Source organism: Rhodothermus profundi (assembly GCF_900142415.1).
Taxonomy (GTDB): domain Bacteria; phylum Bacteroidota; class Rhodothermia; order Rhodothermales; family Rhodothermaceae; genus Rhodothermus; species Rhodothermus profundi.
Genome location: NZ_FRAU01000005.1, coordinates 293,195 through 312,839, shown reverse-complemented (window position 1 = coordinate 312,839; position 19,645 = coordinate 293,195). Strand labels below are relative to the sequence as shown.

The 19,645-nt window shown below is 59.7% G+C and carries 18 protein-coding genes; 11 read left to right on the top strand and 7 right to left on the bottom strand.

Annotation, left to right across the window (positions count from 1 at the left end; translation table 11 throughout):
- Positions 1 to 14: 14 nt before the first annotated feature.
- Together BUA15_RS09305 and udk are read left to right on the top strand one after the other, a co-directional pair.
- Positions 15 to 827 (top strand): YaaA family protein, encoded by an 813-nt coding sequence (locus tag BUA15_RS09305; protein ID WP_072715697.1) that lies wholly within the window; start codon positions 15 to 17, stop codon positions 825 to 827.
- A 6-nt stretch (positions 828 to 833) separates the two neighbouring features.
- Entirely contained in the window at positions 834 to 1,472 is a 639-nt protein-coding gene (gene udk, locus BUA15_RS09300) for a uridine kinase (protein ID WP_072715696.1), read from the top strand.
- Here udk and BUA15_RS09295 read toward each other — a convergent pair.
- The gene (locus BUA15_RS09295) at positions 1,464 to 2,228 is read right to left on the bottom strand and encodes a type III pantothenate kinase (protein WP_072715695.1); all 765 of its coding nucleotides are present in this window, start codon (positions 2,226 to 2,228) and stop codon (positions 1,464 to 1,466) included. The genes udk and BUA15_RS09295 overlap by 9 nt on opposite strands.
- A 27-nt stretch (positions 2,229 to 2,255) precedes the next feature.
- Positions 2,256 to 3,032 carry a hypothetical protein gene (locus tag BUA15_RS09290; RefSeq protein ID WP_072715694.1) on the bottom strand — a complete coding sequence of 259 codons (777 nt, stop codon included), beginning with the start codon at positions 3,030 to 3,032 and terminating at the stop codon, positions 2,256 to 2,258.
- Positions 3,033 to 3,101: 69 nt separating this feature from the next.
- Between BUA15_RS09290 and BUA15_RS09285 the strand changes: the two genes are divergently transcribed.
- The 9 genes from BUA15_RS09285 to BUA15_RS09245 all read left to right on the top strand — a co-directional run bounded on the left by BUA15_RS09285 (position 3,102) and on the right by BUA15_RS09245 (position 11,306).
- Complete coding sequence (locus BUA15_RS09285; protein ID WP_072715693.1) at positions 3,102 to 3,917, top strand: inositol monophosphatase family protein; 816 nt, start codon at positions 3,102 to 3,104, stop codon at positions 3,915 to 3,917.
- 56 nt (positions 3,918 to 3,973) lie between these two features.
- Positions 3,974 to 4,819 carry an enoyl-ACP reductase FabI gene (locus BUA15_RS09280; RefSeq protein WP_072715692.1) on the top strand — a complete coding sequence of 282 codons (846 nt, stop codon included), beginning with the start codon at positions 3,974 to 3,976 and terminating at the stop codon, positions 4,817 to 4,819.
- 11 nt (positions 4,820 to 4,830) lie between these two features.
- On the top strand, positions 4,831 to 6,384 hold the full coding sequence (locus BUA15_RS09275; RefSeq protein WP_072715691.1) for a M1 family metallopeptidase: 1,554 nt from the start codon (positions 4,831 to 4,833) through the stop codon (positions 6,382 to 6,384).
- Between the two features lie 13 nt (positions 6,385 to 6,397).
- Positions 6,398 to 7,171 carry an HAD family hydrolase gene (locus BUA15_RS09270; RefSeq protein WP_072715690.1) on the top strand — a complete coding sequence of 258 codons (774 nt, stop codon included), beginning with the start codon at positions 6,398 to 6,400 and terminating at the stop codon, positions 7,169 to 7,171.
- A 54-nt stretch (positions 7,172 to 7,225) separates the two neighbouring features.
- Positions 7,226 to 7,954 carry a L,D-transpeptidase family protein gene (locus tag BUA15_RS09265; RefSeq protein ID WP_072715689.1) on the top strand — a complete coding sequence of 243 codons (729 nt, stop codon included), beginning with the start codon at positions 7,226 to 7,228 and terminating at the stop codon, positions 7,952 to 7,954.
- A gap of 10 nt (positions 7,955 to 7,964) precedes the next feature.
- Positions 7,965 to 8,567, top strand: a complete 603-nt coding sequence (locus tag BUA15_RS09260) for a class I SAM-dependent methyltransferase (protein ID WP_072715688.1) — start codon at positions 7,965 to 7,967, stop codon at positions 8,565 to 8,567.
- 57 nt (positions 8,568 to 8,624) lie between these two features.
- Positions 8,625 to 9,983, top strand: a complete 1,359-nt coding sequence (locus tag BUA15_RS09255) for an NfeD family protein (protein WP_072715687.1) — start codon at positions 8,625 to 8,627, stop codon at positions 9,981 to 9,983.
- A gap of 19 nt (positions 9,984 to 10,002) precedes the next feature.
- Positions 10,003 to 10,515 carry an NfeD family protein gene (locus BUA15_RS09250; RefSeq protein WP_072715686.1) on the top strand — a complete coding sequence of 171 codons (513 nt, stop codon included), beginning with the start codon at positions 10,003 to 10,005 and terminating at the stop codon, positions 10,513 to 10,515.
- 86 nt (positions 10,516 to 10,601) lie between these two features.
- Positions 10,602 to 11,306 carry a TonB family protein gene (locus BUA15_RS09245; protein WP_245771995.1) on the top strand — a complete coding sequence of 235 codons (705 nt, stop codon included), beginning with the start codon at positions 10,602 to 10,604 and terminating at the stop codon, positions 11,304 to 11,306.
- A 3-nt stretch (positions 11,307 to 11,309) separates the two neighbouring features.
- Here BUA15_RS09245 and BUA15_RS09240 read toward each other — a convergent pair whose 3' ends face one another.
- The 5 genes from BUA15_RS09240 to BUA15_RS13640 all read right to left on the bottom strand — a co-directional run.
- Complete coding sequence (locus BUA15_RS09240) at positions 11,310 to 12,632, bottom strand: NupC/NupG family nucleoside CNT transporter (RefSeq protein WP_072715685.1); 1,323 nt, start codon at positions 12,630 to 12,632, stop codon at positions 11,310 to 11,312.
- Positions 12,633 to 12,718: 86 nt separating this feature from the next.
- The gene (locus tag BUA15_RS09235; protein WP_072715684.1) at positions 12,719 to 14,635 is read right to left on the bottom strand and encodes a M1 family metallopeptidase; all 1,917 of its coding nucleotides are present in this window, start codon (positions 14,633 to 14,635) and stop codon (positions 12,719 to 12,721) included.
- A 286-nt stretch (positions 14,636 to 14,921) separates the two neighbouring features.
- Positions 14,922 to 18,236: a right-handed parallel beta-helix repeat-containing protein gene (locus BUA15_RS09225; RefSeq protein WP_072715682.1), complete on the bottom strand. Its 3,315-nt coding sequence runs from the start codon at positions 18,234 to 18,236 to the stop codon at positions 14,922 to 14,924.
- Between the two features lie 75 nt (positions 18,237 to 18,311).
- Positions 18,312 to 18,464 (bottom strand): hypothetical protein, encoded by a 153-nt coding sequence (locus BUA15_RS13735; RefSeq protein WP_178139404.1) that lies wholly within the window; start codon positions 18,462 to 18,464, stop codon positions 18,312 to 18,314.
- 36 nt (positions 18,465 to 18,500) lie between these two features.
- Positions 18,501 to 19,645, bottom strand: a 1,145-nt coding sequence (locus BUA15_RS13640; RefSeq protein WP_178139410.1) for a hypothetical protein, incomplete at its 5' end; no start/stop codon positions are given.

Sequence of the window (19,645 nt, the reverse complement as noted above, 5' to 3'; positions counted from 1 at the left end):
GCCTGCCAGGATCCATGCCCGAATTCGCCATTCTGCTGCCGCCGGCCGAAGGCAAAAAGTCCGGCGGGAATCCGCTGGCCCCTGATATGTTCGACTATCGCGCGTCGAACACGTTCAACTATTTCAGCGAACTGAATCCGGAGCGGCGACGGCTGATCGATGCGGTGCAACAGGTCATTCAAAGCGGCGACGATCTGGAAAAGATTTTCGGCGTGAAGGGCCCTGCGCTCGAAGAAGCCATTCAGGTAAACCTGGCCATCTACAAAGCACCTCGCATGGCTGCACTTGATCGCTACAGCCCGGGCGTCATGTACCAGGCCCTGGACTTTCCCGGACTGCCAACCGGCGCGCAGCGCCGCTTTCTGGAAAACACCATTATTTTCTCGGGCATGTTCGGCCTCCTTCGGCCCGACGATCTGATCCCAAACTATCGTCTGCGCATGGATGCCGTAGTGCCCGGTATTGGCAAAGTTTCGCGCTACTGGCGTCCTTACATCAGCCCGATTCTTAACGCGCTGCTCAAGGATCGCTTTGTCTGGAATCTGCTGCCGGCGGCGCACCAGGAGGCGTGGGAAGATGCGCACACCTACCGCCAGATGGTGGAGGTCAAATTCTACCAGGAGGAAGGTGGAACGCGGCGGCCGGTATCACACGGCGTTAAACCGTTGCGTGGTCGGCTGGTTAATTTTATCGTGCGCGAAGGGCTCGAAGGGATCGAAGGGCTGAAAGCCTGGCAGGAGGCGGAAGGATTTATGCTGGACGAAGAGGCCAGCCAGTTTGATGAGACAACGCGGCGGGCGGTGTTGGTCATGGTTAAGCGAGGCTAAAGTGCGATGGGGCGTCCCGTGGTGATCGGTATTGCAGGTGGGTCAGGCTCGGGCAAAACAACCGTGCTGCGCCGCATCATTGAAGCGTTTGGGCCGGAGCAGATCGCTGTTCTTGAGCATGACGCTTACTATCGCGATCTAAGCCATCTTCCCTTTGAAGTGCGCGCGCAGGTTAACTTTGACCATCCAGACGCACTGGAAACGCCATTGCTACGGACGCACCTTGAAAGGCTCCTGGCTGGCCAGCCTGTCGAAAAACCTGTCTATAATTTTACCACCCATACCCGTGAGCCCTACACCGTACGCATTGAACCCCGTCCGGTAATCATTGTCGAAGGCATTCTGGTGCTGGCCGAACCCGAGCTGCGGGAACTCATGGACATCAAGCTCTACGTCGATGCGCCCGATGATGTGCGGCTGATCCGGCGTATTCGACGCGACATGCAGGAGCGGGGGCGCACTATCGAATCCATTCTGGAACAGTATGAGCGAACCGTACGCCCCATGCATCTGGAATTCGTTGAACCCTCCAAACGTCTGGCTGATGTGATTATTCCAGGTGGAGGGTACAATCAGGTTGCCATCGACATGGTCATTGCCCGCATTGCGGCCTTGCTGGAGCAACACGTCCACGCCTCACGGTAAGCCCTGCTCTGGATTGAGCTCCAGGAGATGATAAATGCCGCGAAGCACCAGATGGGGATCGTGCACATCAATCGCTGCGTGCTGCTTTAGCAGGGCAGCCCAGCCGCCGCTGAGAATAACCACCGGCGCGGTAACAAAAGTGCTGGAAAGGCGCCGCAACAATCCCTTAACGCATTCGACAAAACCATAGAGCAGACCAGCCTGGATAGCAGCTTGCGTAGAGCGACCCACCGGTGAGCGGGGCCATTCGAGCGGAACCTCCGGCAACTGGGCTGTGCCCTGAGCCAGCGCCTGCTGCATGAGCTGGGGACCGGGCGCAATTACACCTCCCTGATAGCAGCCCTGCTCGTCGATTACCTCAATAGTAAGGGCCGTGCCTGCCAGTATTGCCAGAACCGGACGATGCTGCGGTTGCCCGTAGGTTACCCAGGCCGCAGCCGCCGCTGCGAGCCGGTCGGTTCCCAGCGTATGCGGGGTCTCATAAGCCAACGTAAAAGGAAGCTGCCAGTCCGGGCGAATCAGCGCAGGCCGCACCTTCGCATAGCGCTGCACAGCTTCCTGCACCACAGGCGTGCGAGCCGGTACAACCGACGCCATAGCCGCACGCGTCAGGGAGCGACCGGCCAGCTCCGCAGCCAGTTCCTCGGACAATCTGCTCGGGTCCTGCGCTGCCAGACGAAACGTATGCACCAGTTGGCCCGCGTCAAAAAGGCCACCTTTTAGCGCGCTGTTGCCCAGGTCTAAAGCCAGCCACATGGTCACCGAGAGGTTGGGAAGCAGACCTCATTCTGTCCATAAACAATCGTGGGCGCGAAGGTAAGGCGGAGGAAAGCGCTCGACAGGTGCCCGGTCCGGATAGACATACTGCGTTTCCAGACAGAAGCGGTAAGGCGGTGCAGTCGGCGGATCAACCTCTATCAGCAACTGCTCTCGAAGTAGCCGACCGTCGGCCGGATGCAGCCATACGCTCAGGTAGCGACGCTCTGTGCCAAACAATGTGGTCCATGCTTCCTCTAGCTCGGCACCGACCAGGTGCTGCTGCTTGAGATACAGCACGCCCTGCAGGGATGCGGATGCGGCGCGTTTGACGGTGGCTGGCAGGACGAGCAGGCGGGTCACGGGTAGCCCCAGAAATAAGGTGTCGGGCAGCCGTTGAAAACGGTAGCTATCGCGCTGGCGTGGTTGCAGAAAGGGTAGGGGATGCGGCCAGAGCAACTGCACCACAGTTAGCGGCGTGCGCGGCGCATCGCTTACCGCCTGGCCGAAGGGTCCGGCCGGAAACTGGCCCTTTCGGTTAACCCGTACCCAGTACAGACCGGTATCGGGACGGTAGCTGCCTTCGCGCTGATCCTGGCCCAGCAGACGGCCCTCTGCGTCCAGCACAACCAGCGTACGCGTTAGCTGGAAAGTGTCCCGGGCCAGCCGGTTAAAAGCTTCCAGGACCAGGCTAGCCTCAGGGGCTAATTCAGAGACGGCCGCAGGCGCCGAAGGACCAGAGGTCGAGGGCTCGCAGGCCACGAGCAAAACGCACAGGAAACCCATCCACAGCAGGGAACGCATAGATGCTCGGCGTTTAGAAGGCAAAACGCTGACAGAACGATCCAACCGGGCCCTTAGCTCCAGGTGACGATGGATCTGCACCCGACCTATGAAACCGCACTTGAAGTGGCTGCCCAACTGGCCCGTGAGGCAGGGCAAATTGTCCGCTACTATGCAGGACGGGTGACCGTCCGAGAAAAAGGGTACAACGAACTGGTCACGCAGGCTGATGAAGAGGTGCAGCGCTTTCTGACCGAACAGATTCGCCAGCATTTCCCTGACCACACGATTCTGGCCGAAGAGGTGTTGCCTGATCAGCAAAATGGCAAGGCGACCGCTTCGTTCCACTGGATTATTGATCCCATTGACGGAACCACCAACTTCACGCATGGCGTCCCGCCCTATGGGGTCAGCCTGGCCTTGCAACATGAGGGGCGCACGGTGGTCGGGGTCGTTTACGACGTGCCGCATGACGAGCTGTTCACCGCCGTTCGAGGAGGTGGCCTCTATGTCAATGGCGTGCGGGCCCGCGTCAGCCAGACGGCCACGCTTCGCGAAGCTTTGATCACGACCGGCTTCCCGTACCGTGAAATGGCGCATCTGGACGCCTATTTAGAAGCACTGGGACGCATCATTCGCGCAACGCGCGGGGTGCGCCGCCCCGGAGCGGCGTCGGTTGATCTGGCCTGGGTGGCCTGCGGACGCTTTGACGGCTTTTTTGAAACCGGCCTGAGTCCCTGGGATGTTGCGGCGGGCATCTTGCTGGTCGAGGAAGGAGGAGGACGGGTGACTGACTTTCACCAGCGACCTGATCCCCTCTTTGCTCGCCAGATCCTGGCAACGAACGGACGGCTGCACGAGGCGCTCTGCGAACTGGTCGCGCCGCTGCACCACGTTTACACGTGAATGGCACAGGCTTTTTATCTTCGAGCATTCCTGTCCACCAAACGAACAAGAGTCCTATGGCAGAAAAGAGCTATGGTTTGCTGGAAGGCAAAAAAGGCGTAATCTTTGGCGCGCTTAACGAGCAGAGCATTGCCTGGGCCATTGCTGAAGCGGTGCACCGCGAAGGCGGACGCTTTATTCTGTCGAATGCACCGGTAGCCAGACGGCTGGGCACGTTGGAAAAACTGGCCGAAAAAACAGGAAGTCCGATTATCTGGGCCGATGCGACGAACAACGAGGACCTGATGGCGCTCTTCCAGCAGGCTCGAGAGACCTTCGGACCGCTGGACTTTATCGTGCACTCCATTGGCATGGGGCTAAATATTCGGAAGCATCGCCCCTACGAAGCGCTCAACTACGACTGGTACATCAAAACACTGGACATCTCGGCCATCAGCTTGCATCGCATCATTCACTGCGCGCTCCGGCAGGAAGCGCTGGCCGATGGGGCATCCATCGTAACGCTGAGCTATATCGGGGCGCAGCGCACTTTTTCAAAGTATTCGGAGATGGGGGATGCCAAGGCGCTCCTTGAGAGCATCGTGCGTTCCTGGGGGTATCGCTTAGGTAAGCGACGCATTCGGATCAATGCGATTTCGCAGAGCCCTACCCCGACCACGGCCGGTTCGGGGATTGAAGGCTTTGATGCGATGTACGAGTTTGCGCAGCACGTTGCGCCGCTGGGGAATGCGGACGCGAAAAGCTGCGCCGACTACACCGTCACGCTGCTGAGTGATCTGACGCGCATGGTAACGATGCAGACGCTGTACCATGACGGTGGCTTTAGTAGCATGGGAATCTCAGACGAGTTGATTGAGACGCTGGCGCAAGCAATGGGGGTAGAGAAGTCGAACGCAGGGTAGACGTGAAGGGAATGCCTTCAGATAAGGGAATAACCGGCCTCACGGGTTGGGGGACCTGGCTGGCCCTGCTGTTGTGGGTTGGCTGTGGGGTGCCTCCGCGGCCAGCCTACCTGCCACCCGTGGGCATTGATGTATGGCACTATGAGGTAACGCTGCGGCTTGATCCGGAAACGCGTCGGTTAGAAGGACGCGTAACGCTGGAAGTGCGCCGCACACCGTCGGCTACCGAGCTGCCTTTATGCTTTGACATGCTGACGGTCGATTCAGCATGGGTCGATGGACAGGCGGTGGCTCCCGTGCGACGCGAAGGACGTCTGATTATCCCGCTAAACGGAACGCTGCGCAATCGGATTACGCTTGCCTACCACGGCATTCCTCCTGAAGGGCTTTACGAAGCAACGTATCTGGGACAACGGGTGGTGTTTACCGACTCCTGGCCTTATCGGGGGTGTGCCTGGTTGCCTGCGGTGCATCATCCATCGGATCCTGCCACCCTGACATTGAGGCTTCTTATTCCACGTGGCTACCAGGCAGCAGGGACCGGCCGCCTGGTGCAGATCGACACGCTTACCGAGCACGTACGCTTCCACTGGCAGCTTGATGCGACCGCCCCTACCTATAGCTTTGCGTTTGCGGTGGCCAACTTTGTGCGCGTGGATACCATTGCAGATCATTCCATCCCCATCCATTACTACCTGCTTCCTTCTGATCGCGATCGCGCTTACCGGCTGCGCCGGACGCCCGAAGCGCTGCGCTGGCTGAGCCGCTGGCTGGGAGCGTACCCGTATCGGAGCTATACCGTGGTGCAGGTTCCCATCGGCTATGCGGGCATGGAAAATGCTTCGGCGTCTTTTTTGCGAGCCGATCTGTTTGAGCTGGGGGATGTGGAGGGAGTGCAGGTGCACGAGCTGGTGCACCAGTGGTTTGGTAATCGGGTGTCCATTGCCGGATGGCGGGATCTCTGGCTGGCCGAGGGAATGGCGACATACCTGACCACGCTGTTCTACGAAGACTTCGATGGCCTTGAGGTGGCCCGACGACAATGGGTCGATATGGCGCGCCTGACGCCCGATGCGCTGCGCCTGCACGGAGCGCTGGTGCCTGGCCGCTACGTGGATCCAGAAACGCACCTGACCTGGGTGCCGTACCGTAAAGGTGCCTGTGTGCTGCATCTGCTCCGGCTGAAGCTGGGGGATGCGACGTTCCGACGAGCACTTCAGACCATTTATTATCGCTTTGCCGGCAAACCTCTCTCAACCGAAGGCTTTCGAGCGGTACTCGAAGAGATCAGCGGGCAGGAGCTGGGCCCGTTGTTTGACTATTGGATTTATGGAGATCGGCTTCCGGAACTCCGCGTGTGGTGGCACGCCAAGCAGCGCCGGCTTACCTGGAAGGTGGTAGGCGACGCAGGTACGCTGCAGGGCGTGCCGTTTCAGTTGGCTATCCGGCAGGGGACGCAGGTTCGGTACGTAGATGCCCGCGCCGCCGCCTTGCACCTGCCAGAAGCTACGGAGCAACCCGAGGTGGCGCCTGTCGGCATTCTAATGCGCGTTGTCTATCCATAAGCTGAGCGACCTAATGATTCGCCTGTTCATTTCTGATATTGATGGCTGTCTGGCAGAGCCGTATCAGCCATTTGCGCTGGATCGTTTTCAGGAGCTGGCGCAACTGGCCCGTCGGGCTGGGCAACCGGGCGATCATCCTTTCCTGCCGGCCTTTTCGATCTGCTCGGGCCGACCATATCCCTATGTAGAGGCGGTAACCCAGGCGCTGGGCGTGCAGGTGCCTGTTCTTTTCGAAGCAGGGGCCGGCATGTTCGACCCCCGGGCAGCTAGCGTGCGCTGGCACCCGGCCTTTACAGAAGAACTGGCCGAGCAGGTTGAGGCGTTGCGCCGATGGATGGTCGCGCACTGCATTCCGGGCACGTCATTGATGCTGGACATTGGCAAGCGTTCCCAGGCGGGTATGGTGAGCCCCTACCCGGAAGAGATCTTGCGCTGGGTACCGGTTGTCGAGGAATATGTGGCCACGCATTTTCCGGCTTTTCAGGTGTTTCACACGCACATTTCCATTGACGTGGTCCCCCGGGGATTCACGAAGCGGGAAGGGCTGCAATGGCTCCTGGAAACGCTAGCGCTGGAGACGGGCGAAGTGGCCTATATTGGCGATTCAAACGGCGATCTGGGCGCATTAGCACTGGTAGGGTATGCGTTTGCTCCGGCCAATGCTACCGAATCCGTGCGTCAGCAGGTTGCCCACGTCATGGAGGCATCGGGTATTGACGGGGTATTGGCCGCCTATCAATGGTGCGTTGCCCGCAACAAACGATGGCAAAAAGCGGTTGCTTCGTAGCATAAGCGCTCGGTTTGCGTTATCTTCACAGCCCCACAGGCATGCGGTACCGTCATGATAGCAATCTGGATGGGTTTCCTGTTGGTGTGGAGTGGGCTGCAGGCAACCACGCCGGACTCCGGGCAGGCGCTTTATTACGTAGCGGTTGAACAGACGCTGTTGCATGCGCGGCCCGGGGAAGGAGCCTATCTCCTGCTGCGTCGGCGCGAACCGGTACGCCTGCTGGAACGGGTGGGGACCTGGTGGCGCGTGCGCACGCAGGACGGGGCCGAAGGGTACGTGGTGGCGCGCGACCTTTCCAACGTGTGGCTTCGGGTTTCCAAGCGTCTGCGGCGGCTTTTTGTATACCGGGGCACGCGTCTGGTGCGTAGCTTTCCGGTAGATCTGGGCACGAATCCGTTTTCGGACAAAAGGCGGCGCGGCAGCATCGCTAATCCAGACGACTGGCGCACGCCCGAAGGGGTCTTCTATGTGGCTGCCAAAAATGCCCGAAGCCAGTACTACAAAGCCCTTGTGCTGAACTACCCGACGGCGGATGACGCGCTGCGTGGATTGCGGGAAGGGCTGATCAGCGAAGCCGAATACCGCGCTATCGTCGAAGCGGAAGCGCATTTTCGTATGCCGCCCATGCATACAGCCCTGGGAGGCTGGATTGAAATCCACGGCGATGGCACCGGTCAGCAGGTTACCTGGACGCAGGGATGTGTGGCGCTCCGCAATGAGGATCTGGATGCGATCTGGCCGCTTGTTGTGGTCGGTACGCCTGTTTTGATTGAACCATAAAAGACGGGATATGGCAGGATCCAGCAATGCCCGACGCTACACCGTCAATAACCGGCTCTACCGCTGGCATATCCAGCAATTCTTGAACGCCCTGGGGCAGCTTGTGGAGGCCACACAACCGCAAACGGTGCTTGACGTCGGGTGTGGAGAGGGCTTTGTGGCTGCTTTTCTCAAAAAACGCATGCCAGAGACTCATATTACCGGCGTCGATCTATCGGAAACGGCCCTGGCATATGCTCGCCAGCATTTTGGCCAGTGTGCCACCTTCCAACAGGCTGATATTTACCAGCTTCCGTTTCCAGATCAGGCGTTTGATACTGTCGTATGCAGTGAGGTGCTGGAGCATCTGGATGATCCGGACCGGGCTATGCGCGAGCTGAAACGCGTAGCCCGACGGTACGTCGTCATCACGGTGCCGCTGGAGCCCTATTTCCAGTGGCTGAACAGGCTAGGGCAATGGTTGGGCGTCAGTGAAGATCCGGGACACGTGCAATTCTGGACGCGTAGCGGTTTTGAACAATTCGTGCGGCGCCATCTTCCGAAAGCGAAAATCACGCGCAAGCATATCTATCAATTGGCGCAGGGGCCGGTCGCATTTGCCGCGTCTTACTGAACCTTCCGAAAAAATTTTGCGTAGGTGGAGAAAAAGTGAGTCAGGTGCCTACCCGCTATGTGGCGCATATATCGAATTGCTATCCTGATACCTGGCCTGCTATCCGGCATTATGGCCGGCCGTGCTTCAGAGGGACCGGTCTACGTGGTGGCGGTAGAGGGCATGGTGGACAAGGTGCTGGTGCAGTACATTGAACGTGCTATTCGGGAGGCTGAAGCCAACGATGCCGCGGCTATTGTATTTCGCATGGATACCTTTGGGGGGCTGGTGGTTGCCGCAGACCAGATCCGCCAGCGTATTCTGGACACGCCTATCCCCACCATTGCCTTTATTAATCGGAATGCAGCCTCGGCCGGCGCGCTGATTGCCTATGCCTGCGATCGGATCGTAATGGCGCCCGGGGCTTCTATCGGGGCAGCTACCGTAGTGGAAGGCACTACCGGTGAAGCGGCTCCAGATAAATACCAGAGCTATATGCGCGGGCTGATGCGCGCCACGGCCGAAGCCAACGGGCGCGATCCGCGCATTGCGGAGGCTATGGTGGATCCAGATGTGGCCATCGAAGGCGTGGTGCCAGCCGGTAAGGTACTGACGCTTTCAGCGCAGGAGGCGTTGCAGTTGGGCGTGGCGGATGCCATGGCCGCTTCGGTAGAAGAAGCGTTGCAGGTGCTGGGATACGGCCCGCATCCGATGGTGGCCTTTGCGCAGACAGGTACCGAGCGGGTGCTGCGCGTGCTGGCATTGCCGGTGCTGCAGACGCTGTTTCTGTTGATGATGCTGGGGGGGCTCTACTTTGAGTTGCAGACGCCGGGTGTGGGGCTTCCGGGGCTCATTGCGCTGGCCGGTGCCTTGCTGTTTTTTGCGCCCAATTATCTGAGCGGCCTGGTTGAATTCTGGGAAATTCTGCTTTTCCTGGCAGGGGTCGGGTTACTTCTGGTGGAGTTGCTGGTCATTCCGGGATTTGGGGTGGCCGGTATTGCAGGGATTCTGTTGATGCTGGCCGGTCTGCTGGCGGCGCTGATTGGCAATGTAGGCCTGTCCTTTCCGTCGATGCGCGAAGTCGGTCAGGCTATTTTTACGCTCCTGAGCGCACTTGCTTTGTCAGGTGTGAGCATCGCCGTGCTGGGGCGGTATGTTCCACGCACGCGGCGTTTCCAGGAGCTTGTGCTGGGGACAGGACTGTCGCGGGCGCAGGGCTACACGGCTTCAGATGCGGCGGTGCAGCTTACCGGAAAGCAGGGGCGAACGGTAACCCCGCTGCGACCGGCCGGTATGGTTGAAATCGAAGGAAAACGCTACGATGTGGTGGCGTCTGGCCAGTTTGTGCCGGCTGGCATGCCGGTTGAAGTGGTGCGCGTGCAGGGCAACCGCATAGAAGTTCGCCCGCTTCGCGACCTGGAAGGCGAGGCATCCTGATACCTATGCCTGACGAGCCTTGGAACTACTGTTTGCCATAACACTGATCCTGATCGGCCTTGCACTGATTGTGGCCGAGGTATACCTGATTCCCGGGATGAACATCGCGGGAATCATAGGGGTGGTTCTCGTGTTGTTTGGCCTGGGCTATGCATTTACGGCATCCGGACTGCTGGCCGGCCTGGCCGTACTGGTCAGTACGCTCGTGGCTGGTGGCGTGCTGTTTCTGGTGCTCTGGCGTAGCGGGGCCTGGCGTCAGTTTGTGCTGGCCACTTCCCTGAAGCGCGAAGCGACCGAACGGTCCGGGGAACACCGCGCCCGCTATCTGGGCAAAGAAGGCATTGCGGTCACTCCGCTGCGTCCCGTTGGGATTGTGGAGATTGAAGGTGAACGTATTGAAGCCGCTACGGAAGGGCAGTACATTGCGGCCGGTAGTCGGGTGCGGGTGGTGGCTATGGACCGTCGTCGCTACTTTGTACGCCTGGCCACGCGTTCAGAAACGTCTCCATCAGCCGATACGCCTGCGTCTTGACCGGCCGCACATTTGTGCTTCTGGTACGCTACCCGTATCTTTGCTGGCCCGGTGTGATTCCTTCGCATGCAATCCTGTTGCTCCCAATGGTGATCCGTTTTCGTCTGTTGCTACTTACGCTCCTGCTGGGTCTGCTAGGATGCCAGCCGTCCACGTCTCTGGAACCCCCTGCAGGGTGGCAGGCTGCCGACGGTCGCTGGTGGCGCGATGGCGTAGATACTACGCTTGCCTTTCGCGATTTGACGTCGCTGGCTGCCATGGGACTGGAAGGAACTCCGATGGCATCCGTTTCGCGGACCTATGCGGCCGGCGAAGTGCTGGTGCAGGCGGTTCGGCGTAGCCTGACGCCCCTGTTTCGCGTGCATCCGGAGATCATCGACTCGCTGTTCAACCGCCATATTACACCCGATCTGGAGCAGACTTCTATTTCAGGCGATCTGGAGGCCGAAGTAGACCGGCTCCGACAGGAAAGCTATCGGGAGCTCCAACGATACTTCCGGGAACCGCGTCCTGTTACAAGACTGGGCGAAGATGTGCCCATTGTCTACCCCGATAGCCTGATTGCACGTGGAGTGGCCGGCAAGGTCGAAATGCAGGTATACCTGGACGCCGAGGGGCAGCCCCAGGCGATCAAGTTGCTGGAAGGCGTTCATCCGGTGCTCGACCGGCTGGCCATGCGCGCTACAGCACAGATGCGCTGGCAGCCGGCTTACGTCCGCCAGGGCAATACGTGGCAGGCCGTTCCTTCCTGGGTGCGTTTTAACATCCGCTATCAGATTCCAGAACGCTAGTCGCTAGCCGATCAGCACGCCAGCAATTGTGGCGGTCATCATGTTGGCCAGCGTGCCGGCCAGCACGGCGCGGAGCCCCAGCTCAGCCAGTTCCGAGATGCGGGAGGGGGCCAGGGGACCAATACCGCCGATCTGGATAGCTATTGAGGAAAAATTCGCAAAGCCGCATAGCGCAAAGGTGGCCATGACAATGGCCTTCTGGGAAAGCACGTTCTGGCCGATCAGCGTCGAAAGATTCAGGTAGGCCACAAATTCGTTGACCACCAGCTTGGTCCCCACAAGAGCCCCAAACTGAGCCGCATCGCTCCAGGGCACGCCGATCAGCCAGGCCACGGGCGCCAGCGTCCAGCCAAACAGACGCTCCAGCGAGAGTTCGACGCCGACCAGGCCGCCAGCCCAGCCCAGGAAGTAGTTGAGCATGGCAATGAGCGCAATGAAGGCAATCAGCATAGCCCCAACGTTCAGCGCCAGTTTCAGGCCATCAGATGCGCCGGCCGCGGCGGCGTCAATCACGTTGCGCGTCCTGCGCTCAATGGATACGCGTACCGTACGGGCCGTAAGCGGCTGTCCGGTCTCGGGAATCAAAATCTTGGCCAGTAGCAGCGCAGCCGGGGCAGCCATCACGCTGGCTCCCAGCAGGTGCTCGGCAAACTGCAGTCGGGCGGCTTCCAGCGTTAGTCCGCGCGCCTGCGCGTAAGGGTCGCCCAGCAACTGGATGTAGGCGGCCATGACGCCCCCCGCAATCGTCGCCATTCCTCCGGTCATCACGGCCATCAGCTCCGAGCGCGTCATTTTCTCCAGGTAGGGCCGGACCACCAGCGGTGCTTCGGTCTGTCCGACGAAAATATTGGCCGAAACCGACAGCGACTCGGCGCCACTGGTGCCCAGCGTGCGGCTGACCACCCAGGCTACAGCCTGTACAATGCGTTGCATGATGCCCAGGTGGTAGAGCACCGCCATGAGCGAGCTGAAGAAAATGATGGTAGGCAGCACCTGAAACGCAAAGAAAAAGCCCAGGCTGTCGTCCAGACCGGGGCTGAGGGCCAGGTTGCCAAATACGAAACGCGCCCCTTCGGTCGTAAAGTTGAGCACGAGGACAAAGAACGAGCTGACCCAGGCAAAAAACTCCTTGGGCCAGCCCAGAGGCGCAAACCAGGCGCCCAGCTCACGACCTTTCAGGATGAAGATGGCCAGCACGATCTGAAGTAGCAGACCGCCGGCCACCGTGCGCCAGTTGATATGGCGGCGATCGCTGGAGAGCAAATAGGCCAGTCCCAGGATGACCGTCAGTCCAAGAATGCCCCGCAACAACGCAATCAAGCTCATGGTTCGGCGTCAGGCTGAGTTACCGCATGGGTGCCATCTATACCAGAAAGGCGGCTCCCTCCGCGGAGGGAGCCGCCCGGTAGTCGCTATTCGGTAGAGGTATGGACCGGCCAGATATTATTGGCCCGATCTATGTCAGGAAGCAGGGAGTCCGGATCCAGCACGACCTGCACGGCTTCGCCGGGAATCTCGATGGCCTGGCGAGCCCCGGTTGCCCAGAGTTCGACGGGAAACCGGTAGCGGGCTTTCCGGCCATCCGGGTAGGTGGCCTCAACGACAACGGGAAAGACCAGGCCCTGCCGATTGTGCAGGTACAGGCGTGTCTGTCCGCTAGCTACCTGCACGCTGTCGATCGCCTGGTCCAGCAGATCGGTCGAGTAGAACCAGCCGCGCCAGAACCAGTCAAGGTCCTCCCCGGCGACGTTTTCGATCGTGCGGAAGAAGTCGGCCGGCTGCGGGTGCTTGAACGCCCAGCGGCGAATGTAGGCGCGGAAGGCGCGATCGAAACGCTCCGGTCCCAGCACGTACTCGCGGAGCAACCGGAGCCCAAAGCCGGGCTTGCGATAGGCTACAAAGCCCAGGGCCTGCGGCCGGATCTGGTCTGGATAGGTCATGATGGGCTGGTGCACGAGCGAGTCCTGCATGCGACGGGCAATGTAGTCGGGCTGCAGGCGCTCCAGGCGTCGCGCCTCCTGGCCGTAGAAAGCTTGATTTGAATAGTAATTGATAAACGTGTTGAACCCCTCATCCATCCAGGCATAGCGGCGTTCGTCGTTGCCCACCATCATAGGAAACCAGATGTGGCCGAACTCATGGTCAGTTACGCCGAAGAGGGCCTGGCCGCGCGCCCGCACCGAGCAAAACACGATCATGGGATATTCCATGCCCCCCACAATGCCCGCCACATTGATGGCAACTGGATACGGGTAGGGGTACCATTGCTGCGAGTAATACGCGATGCTGTGGCGTACGTAACGAGTCGATTGTTCCCATCCGGGCTGTTCGGGCGTGCCCAGCCCTTCCTGCGGATAGACTGACATTACCAGGACATTCTGCCAGGAAGCGGCATCCCAGATGAACGCCTGTGAGGCCGCCCAGGCGAAATCGCGCACGTTTTCGGCATGGAAGCGCCAGGTCAGCGGTCCTTCACCGGCCGGACGCATCTCGGGGCGGCCCACTTCTTCGGGACGAATAATGTGTACAGGCTCGTCGCTCCGTCGAGCCTGGGCCAGTCGTTCCCGCTGCGTGGCCGTCAGCACCTCCTCAGGATTGCGCAGCTCGCCGGTGGCCACCACGATGAAATTACGCGGAACCGTGATTTCGACCTCGAAATTGCCGTACTCCAGGTAAAACTCGCCCTGTCCCAGATAGGGGGCGACATTCCATCCGTTCACGTCGTCAAAAACGTACAGCCGCGGATACCACTGGGCAATTTCGTAAACCGTGCCCTGCTTCACGTTAAGACGGCCCATGCGGTCGGCGCCGTACGCCGGTACAATGAAGCTGAAGTCGATCTCCAATTGCAATTGGCCGCCTCGAGCAGGCAACGGCTCGTCCAGGTCGACCCGCATGCGCGTGTCGTCGATCAGGTAGTGCGGCGCGTACCGGCGGCCGTTCTGCACCACCTCAACGCGCGTGATCTGAAAGCCGCCGCCCTTGAAAGCGCCCCGCCAGCGCGAGCCAGGCTCGATCAGGGCATCGCCCAGGCTTCCGGCGGCAAACAGGTTCTGGTCGAGCTGCAGCCAGAGTTCCTGCAGGGCCACCGGGGCGTTGTTCGTGTAGGTGATCGTCTCGGTGCCTGTGATCCGGTGCGTGGTGGTGTCGAGCGTGACGCGAATGTGGTAATCGACGCGCTGCTGCCAGTAAGCCGGGCCGGGCTCCCCCGAAGCCGTGCGATAGGCGTTAGGAGCCGGCAGGTCCAGTGGGGCAAAGGCGGTGGGCTGCGCCGGCAGCCCTTCCCCGAGCAGCAATCCCAGCAGCAACAGGCACAAACGCTTCTTCATGGCAACAACCCTGCGGTCTGGTCATGCGAACGGCACAATATACAGCGATCGGCAGAAAGAAGGGGAGGAGGGACTGGACCAGACCGTGGCGAAAAATAAGCGGTCGATAAAACGTCCTGCGCCCACAGAAAAGACTACGAACGCGTCGCAGGATCCGGAATGCTGCCAGAGGCTCGGGGCTTCAGGAATGATCGGCAGAAGAAAACTGATCGCTTCGGGCGGGTGCGTCCTCCAAAACAGCGCTATGCCTTGACCATGTCGGTTGCAGTGCGGTCTGGCCCCTACCTTATGGCATCCGCAGCAGGGGCTGCGTGCGCACTTCCACTCGACCGTCCATCCACACTATCTCCGCCCGTACCACGTACCACCCGCTCCGCCAGCGTCGGCCGTCCAGCACCACCCGATGCCATCCCGCCGACTGCAACCCCGACAGCAATACGCCAACTTCCCGACCCAGCACGTCGTACACCACCACCCGCACTTTTGCTGCCTCTGGCAATCCCAGCATCAACATTCCTCGATTTCTTAGCGGGTGCGGATACACCGCAAGCGCCAGCGCCTCCGGCTTCGTCTCTGCTTCCTTAGCCGCTGCCATCCCTTGCGGCGCTTCTTCTGGTCGCTTTGCGGCCGCTACCTCCGCGGCCGCCTGCGTGCCAAGCGCCTCGGTCAGCACCGACCACGTCGCCCGTTCCGTTCCTGAAGCTGCTGCCTCCAGAGCCGTCAGCGCTGCCCGCGCCTCTGCCAACCGGCCCGCCTGCTCCAGCAATACCAGTCGCGCCCACCGAAGCTCTCGCCGATGCGCCGCCTCGCGAATCCACCGATCGTAAAACTTCAGTCGCGCCGCTGCCTCCGCATAACGCCCGGCCGCCAGCAGCGCTCGTAGCTCCAGCAGCAGGGCTACCTCGCCAGCCCGTCGCCCTGCAGCCGACAGATGTGCGCCTGCCAGCAACCGCTTGGCCAGCAGCGCCCGCACCTGACGATTGGCCGTTCGCTCCCCCAGCCGATCCCACCGATCCGCCTGTTCCAACGCGTACAGTTCCCGCAACCACCGGGCTGCCTCCGGCGCCTCCGGGGCCGACAGAAGCCGCGCGCGCAGCGTCCGCATTTGCGCCCGCAACGCCTCGTCCTCTTCGGCTATTGCCACCGACACGCTCACGCCCGGCGCAGCCGCTACCGAGGCGCCCAACCCATTTGTTGGCACCACCGGCGGCGCGTTCGAAGCCACCCGTGCCGGTACGCCCCCTTCATTGGCACCCGAACTTCCCGTCGGATCGTAACCCAGCGCATAGGCACGGTCAATCGGTCCGTAGAACTTACTCGCGCCAGCACCCGCCCAGTAGTTGCAACGCGCCAGCACGTTGGTTCCCGACGCATTGTAGACCAGTTTCTCTCCACTGGCCTGGGGCCCATCATCGAAAATCGCATTGTAATCTCCGTCGTGGAATTCCTCATAGAAGGGCGGGTGTCCGAAAAGCGTACAATAGCCCAGCCAGGCCCCGTCGGCCCCTGCAGCCAGGTACACCTCGTGGTGGGCATTGCGTGCGATCCGGTTGTAGCTCTGAGGCCCCCCTGCCTCATAACCCGGAAACAGCAGATACGCATTGTAATGCACCTCAATGCCACTCCGGCTGCTGGCAGTTACCCCATTGTTTTCGATCACACTACGGCTTATGGTCCCGTAGCCGTCGTAGAGCCAGAGGCCGGCCTGGCCGTTACCGCGCACCGTCACCTGTTGCAGCGTCACGTCGGCATGATAGGCCACCACGCCTATCGTCTGATTGTTCTCTATGATGCTCTGCTCCAGTCGAAAACTGCTCCGCCCCTGGTTGGCGGGATACTGATAGAAATGCGAGCTAAGTCCCCGCCAGCCGTTGCGAAAGCGACAGAAGCGAAACACGTTGCCCCGGCTGAAGATCTCGACCGTCTTGGTGCCGCCGTCGAAGACCACGTATTCGAAGCGATTGCTGTCGGCCCGCAGCGTCAGCTCTTTCCAGGGCTGCGAGGGCTCGAGCCGTTCGAACCGTACCGGATGCGTCGCGGTGCCCACCACCTCAACCGGCCGCTCAAATATGATCTGGGCATTTTTTCCCAGCTTGAAGATCGTGGGGCCCTGGTCTGCCTGAATAACAAGGGGCCGCGCTGAGGCGCGATAAACCAGCCGGGCATTGTCTTCCAGCACCAGTGTGCCCTGTTGCGAGGCGAAAAAAGCTCCGTCACTGAAACTGAGCGTTCTGCCCGCGCCCAACCGAAATGTTCCTCCTTGCAATAGCAGACAGGACGCAAAGTTGACAATGTTGAGATCTGTATTGCCGATCGTTATTCCTCTTTCAATGTATTCTCCCCGCGCGTCTGTATACGTTACTTCACTCCCGGGTTGAAATTCTGTGGTGCCCTCATTGATGTACCAGGCGTAGTCTCCAAAGTGGAGTCGGCTTCCGTTTTCAAAGATGATATGTCCCTGATTGGTGAAGAAGGTTCGGTGGTTAAAGTCTGGACCATTCTCCAACCAGAGCGTGCCACCATTGCGAAGCGTCAGCGTCCCCCTGAATTTCACATGATCCTGCTCGGTGCTTCCGGCATTCTTGATCAAAATTACACCGCCATTTTCTACGGTAATGAATCGCGCTGTAGTAGAAAGCGAATCAAGGTTGTACGGCCATTCTTCCACCCAGGTAACCGGCAAATCAAAATCAAACCATTGGATATTTACATCAATAGGAATTTGTGGTCTAAAAATACTATAAATATCAATATAAATATACTGTATTCCGCCTAATAAATTGCGTAATATTTCGTTTCGTAATCTAAATCTGATTGTATACCGATGACGATTGGTCTGGTAGCCAGACCATCTGCTGTTGTTCAGCGCAGCCGGCTCGATTCGAACGCCGTTGTATGTGCTGAAATTCTCATGCTGCATCCCCAGCCAGGCATTGGTAACACGCGGGCCGGAGTCATATCCGATACGTCCTTCAAAGTCTATAATGTCAATTTCCTGATACACCGGAGGCCGATAATAACCATTATTGGGATCATAATACGGATCGTCTTCCTCAGGGCGACGGGGAAATCCTGTCTGGCTATCAATCAGGTCTCTGTCATGAGACCGAAAGAATCCTTCCACATCGACTGCTTGAAACCTGACCTCGATTCGGTTCAGATCGAGACGTCGGGGATTGACCAGCACATCGAAGGTAAACCAGTAAACCTCGTCCTGCTGCTCTACCCGTACGTTACTTACCTCAAAATCATCCCAGGAAGAATTGATGTCATAATTGAATAAAGCAACAGGATTGTATGAATATTCTCGTTCGTGTTCTATCCCTGCATAATTCCAATTGGGATAATATCCCAGATGAAGATGGGGGGCACTGGTAGCAGCACCAGACCCACCTACATAACCAATCACAGCGCCTATATTTACCTCATCGCCAGGGTGCAAGCCCAGACCGTCGCAGGGATTTCCCTGAAGGTGCCAGTATTTGAGCACGCCGGGCTGTTCTCCATCGTCCGGATCATTGGGCGGATCAAAACTGTCGGCAAAAGATAATTCGATGTAGTGGCCGATCCCTGATTCTCTTGTCCCACAGTCTAGGATCACAGAAAGAAAAGACGCATAGATTGGATCACCTTCGCCGCCACCGGGTCGGTTCAGGTCGATGCCATAGTGGATCTGCTAGCGCCCCCCATTATTCCGCGGCCCAAAGGCACTCGTGATCACGTCGGCATGCTCCTCATAACTGTTGCTGATCGGCCAGGGACCTGGTACCTGACCCAGAACCACCACCGCCACGTGCAGGCCCCCTATGGATAGCCAGAAACGCTTCATGACGGAAACGCTTGCTTGAGGTTGTAGCAGACTGGCTCAACGTGTAAGCGTCACCTGCTGCAAAACAACCGCCTTCGAGGCGACCCCCACCGGCACATATCCGAACGACAACCCCCGCCCAAACCATCCGTACATGTGCCCGACCACCTTCCCGCCCCGAAGCACCACCAGCTCCCGATCCGGCACCCGCTCCGGAAGCCACCCGTACAGCCGAACCTCCCCGCCTTCCACCCAACACCACCGCGGATATTTCATCCCTCCCTCAATCCGATAAGGCCCCTGCTCCTGACCCGTCCGCACCTCAATGAGCCGCACGTAGTTCACACTTTTTCCGCCCTCTCGCACCAGATCTCCCACTACCACAAACCGCCCGTCCTCCGACAACAGCAGATGATGGAACCTGCGGATCACCTGCTCCCGCACCTGCCCCGTCTCCAGATCCACGATCCAGAGCAACACGCCCCGCTGCATCCAGCGAACAATGCTCACCACAAACGTCGAACCCCGCAAATCGGCTCTTTCTTCTCGAAGTTTGAGATGGAAATTCGAGCTCAACGCCCGGCGGAACAGCACCCTGCGCTGCGTCAAGTCGTACACGAACAACGTCAGCGGCTCCGAACGCGACGGCTTGACCAGCGCCACCAGCCGATCCCCACGAAAGACCCGATACTGCGCCACACGCCCCTCCCCCGCCTTGATCCCAAACGCCTCCTCCAACCCTAAAGCCAACGGCCGCAACTCTGCGTCGAAAAACCTGAACCGAGAAGCCCCGTAGAAATACCGTCCGCTGGGCGCCATGTGCAGCTCTGCAATCCACTCGCCCAGCACCCGACCCGTCTCGTCCAGCACCGCCCGCGCCGACCAGCTCTCCCCGCGCCACTCGTACAACACCACGCGCCGCCCATCCTCCGAGATCGCCAGCCACGTGCCCCAGGCCTCGTCCTCCCGAAACATCATTGGCAGCGTCTGCTCCCAGCGCAGCCGGCCTTCGGGGTCGTAGTAGCGCAGCCGTCCCTGCTGCAGTCCCAGTGGTTCGAAGACCACCAGGGCGCCGCGCTGGGCGGCCATGGCCAGGCTGCTTTTCTGCGTGAGGGTCAGGCCCTCGATGCGCACGGGGGTTGCCTGCACCCGGAGGCCGTCGAGCGTGCCGCGGGCCAGCACGGCCGCATTCTGCTGCAGCA

Excerpts from the sequence above, each read along its gene's own strand:
- BUA15_RS09305 (WP_072715697.1), top strand. The coding sequence starts at position 15 with ATGCCCGAATTCGCCATTCTGCTGCCGCCGGCCGAAGGCAAAAAGTCC.
- udk (WP_072715696.1), top strand. The coding sequence starts at position 834 with ATGGGGCGTCCCGTGGTGATCGGTATTGCAGGTGGGTCAGGCTCGGGC.
- BUA15_RS09295 (WP_072715695.1), bottom strand. The coding sequence starts at position 2,228 with ATGTGGCTGGCTTTAGACCTGGGCAACAGCGCGCTAAAAGGTGGCCTT.
- BUA15_RS09290 (WP_072715694.1), bottom strand. The coding sequence starts at position 3,032 with ATGCGTTCCCTGCTGTGGATGGGTTTCCTGTGCGTTTTGCTCGTGGCC.
- BUA15_RS09285 (WP_072715693.1), top strand. The coding sequence starts at position 3,102 with ATGGATCTGCACCCGACCTATGAAACCGCACTTGAAGTGGCTGCCCAA.
- BUA15_RS09280 (WP_072715692.1), top strand. The coding sequence starts at position 3,974 with ATGGCAGAAAAGAGCTATGGTTTGCTGGAAGGCAAAAAAGGCGTAATC.
- BUA15_RS09275 (WP_072715691.1), top strand. The coding sequence starts at position 4,831 with ATGCCTTCAGATAAGGGAATAACCGGCCTCACGGGTTGGGGGACCTGG.
- BUA15_RS09270 (WP_072715690.1), top strand. The coding sequence starts at position 6,398 with ATGATTCGCCTGTTCATTTCTGATATTGATGGCTGTCTGGCAGAGCCG.
- BUA15_RS09265 (WP_072715689.1), top strand. The coding sequence starts at position 7,226 with ATGATAGCAATCTGGATGGGTTTCCTGTTGGTGTGGAGTGGGCTGCAG.
- BUA15_RS09260 (WP_072715688.1), top strand. The coding sequence starts at position 7,965 with ATGGCAGGATCCAGCAATGCCCGACGCTACACCGTCAATAACCGGCTC.
- BUA15_RS09255 (WP_072715687.1), top strand. The coding sequence starts at position 8,625 with ATGTGGCGCATATATCGAATTGCTATCCTGATACCTGGCCTGCTATCC.
- BUA15_RS09245 (WP_245771995.1), top strand. The coding sequence starts at position 10,602 with ATGGTGATCCGTTTTCGTCTGTTGCTACTTACGCTCCTGCTGGGTCTG.
- BUA15_RS09240 (WP_072715685.1), bottom strand. The coding sequence starts at position 12,632 with ATGAGCTTGATTGCGTTGTTGCGGGGCATTCTTGGACTGACGGTCATC.
- BUA15_RS09235 (WP_072715684.1), bottom strand. The coding sequence starts at position 14,635 with ATGAAGAAGCGTTTGTGCCTGTTGCTGCTGGGATTGCTGCTCGGGGAA.
- BUA15_RS13735 (WP_178139404.1), bottom strand. The coding sequence starts at position 18,464 with ATGAAGCGTTTCTGGCTATCCATAGGGGGCCTGCACGTGGCGGTGGTG.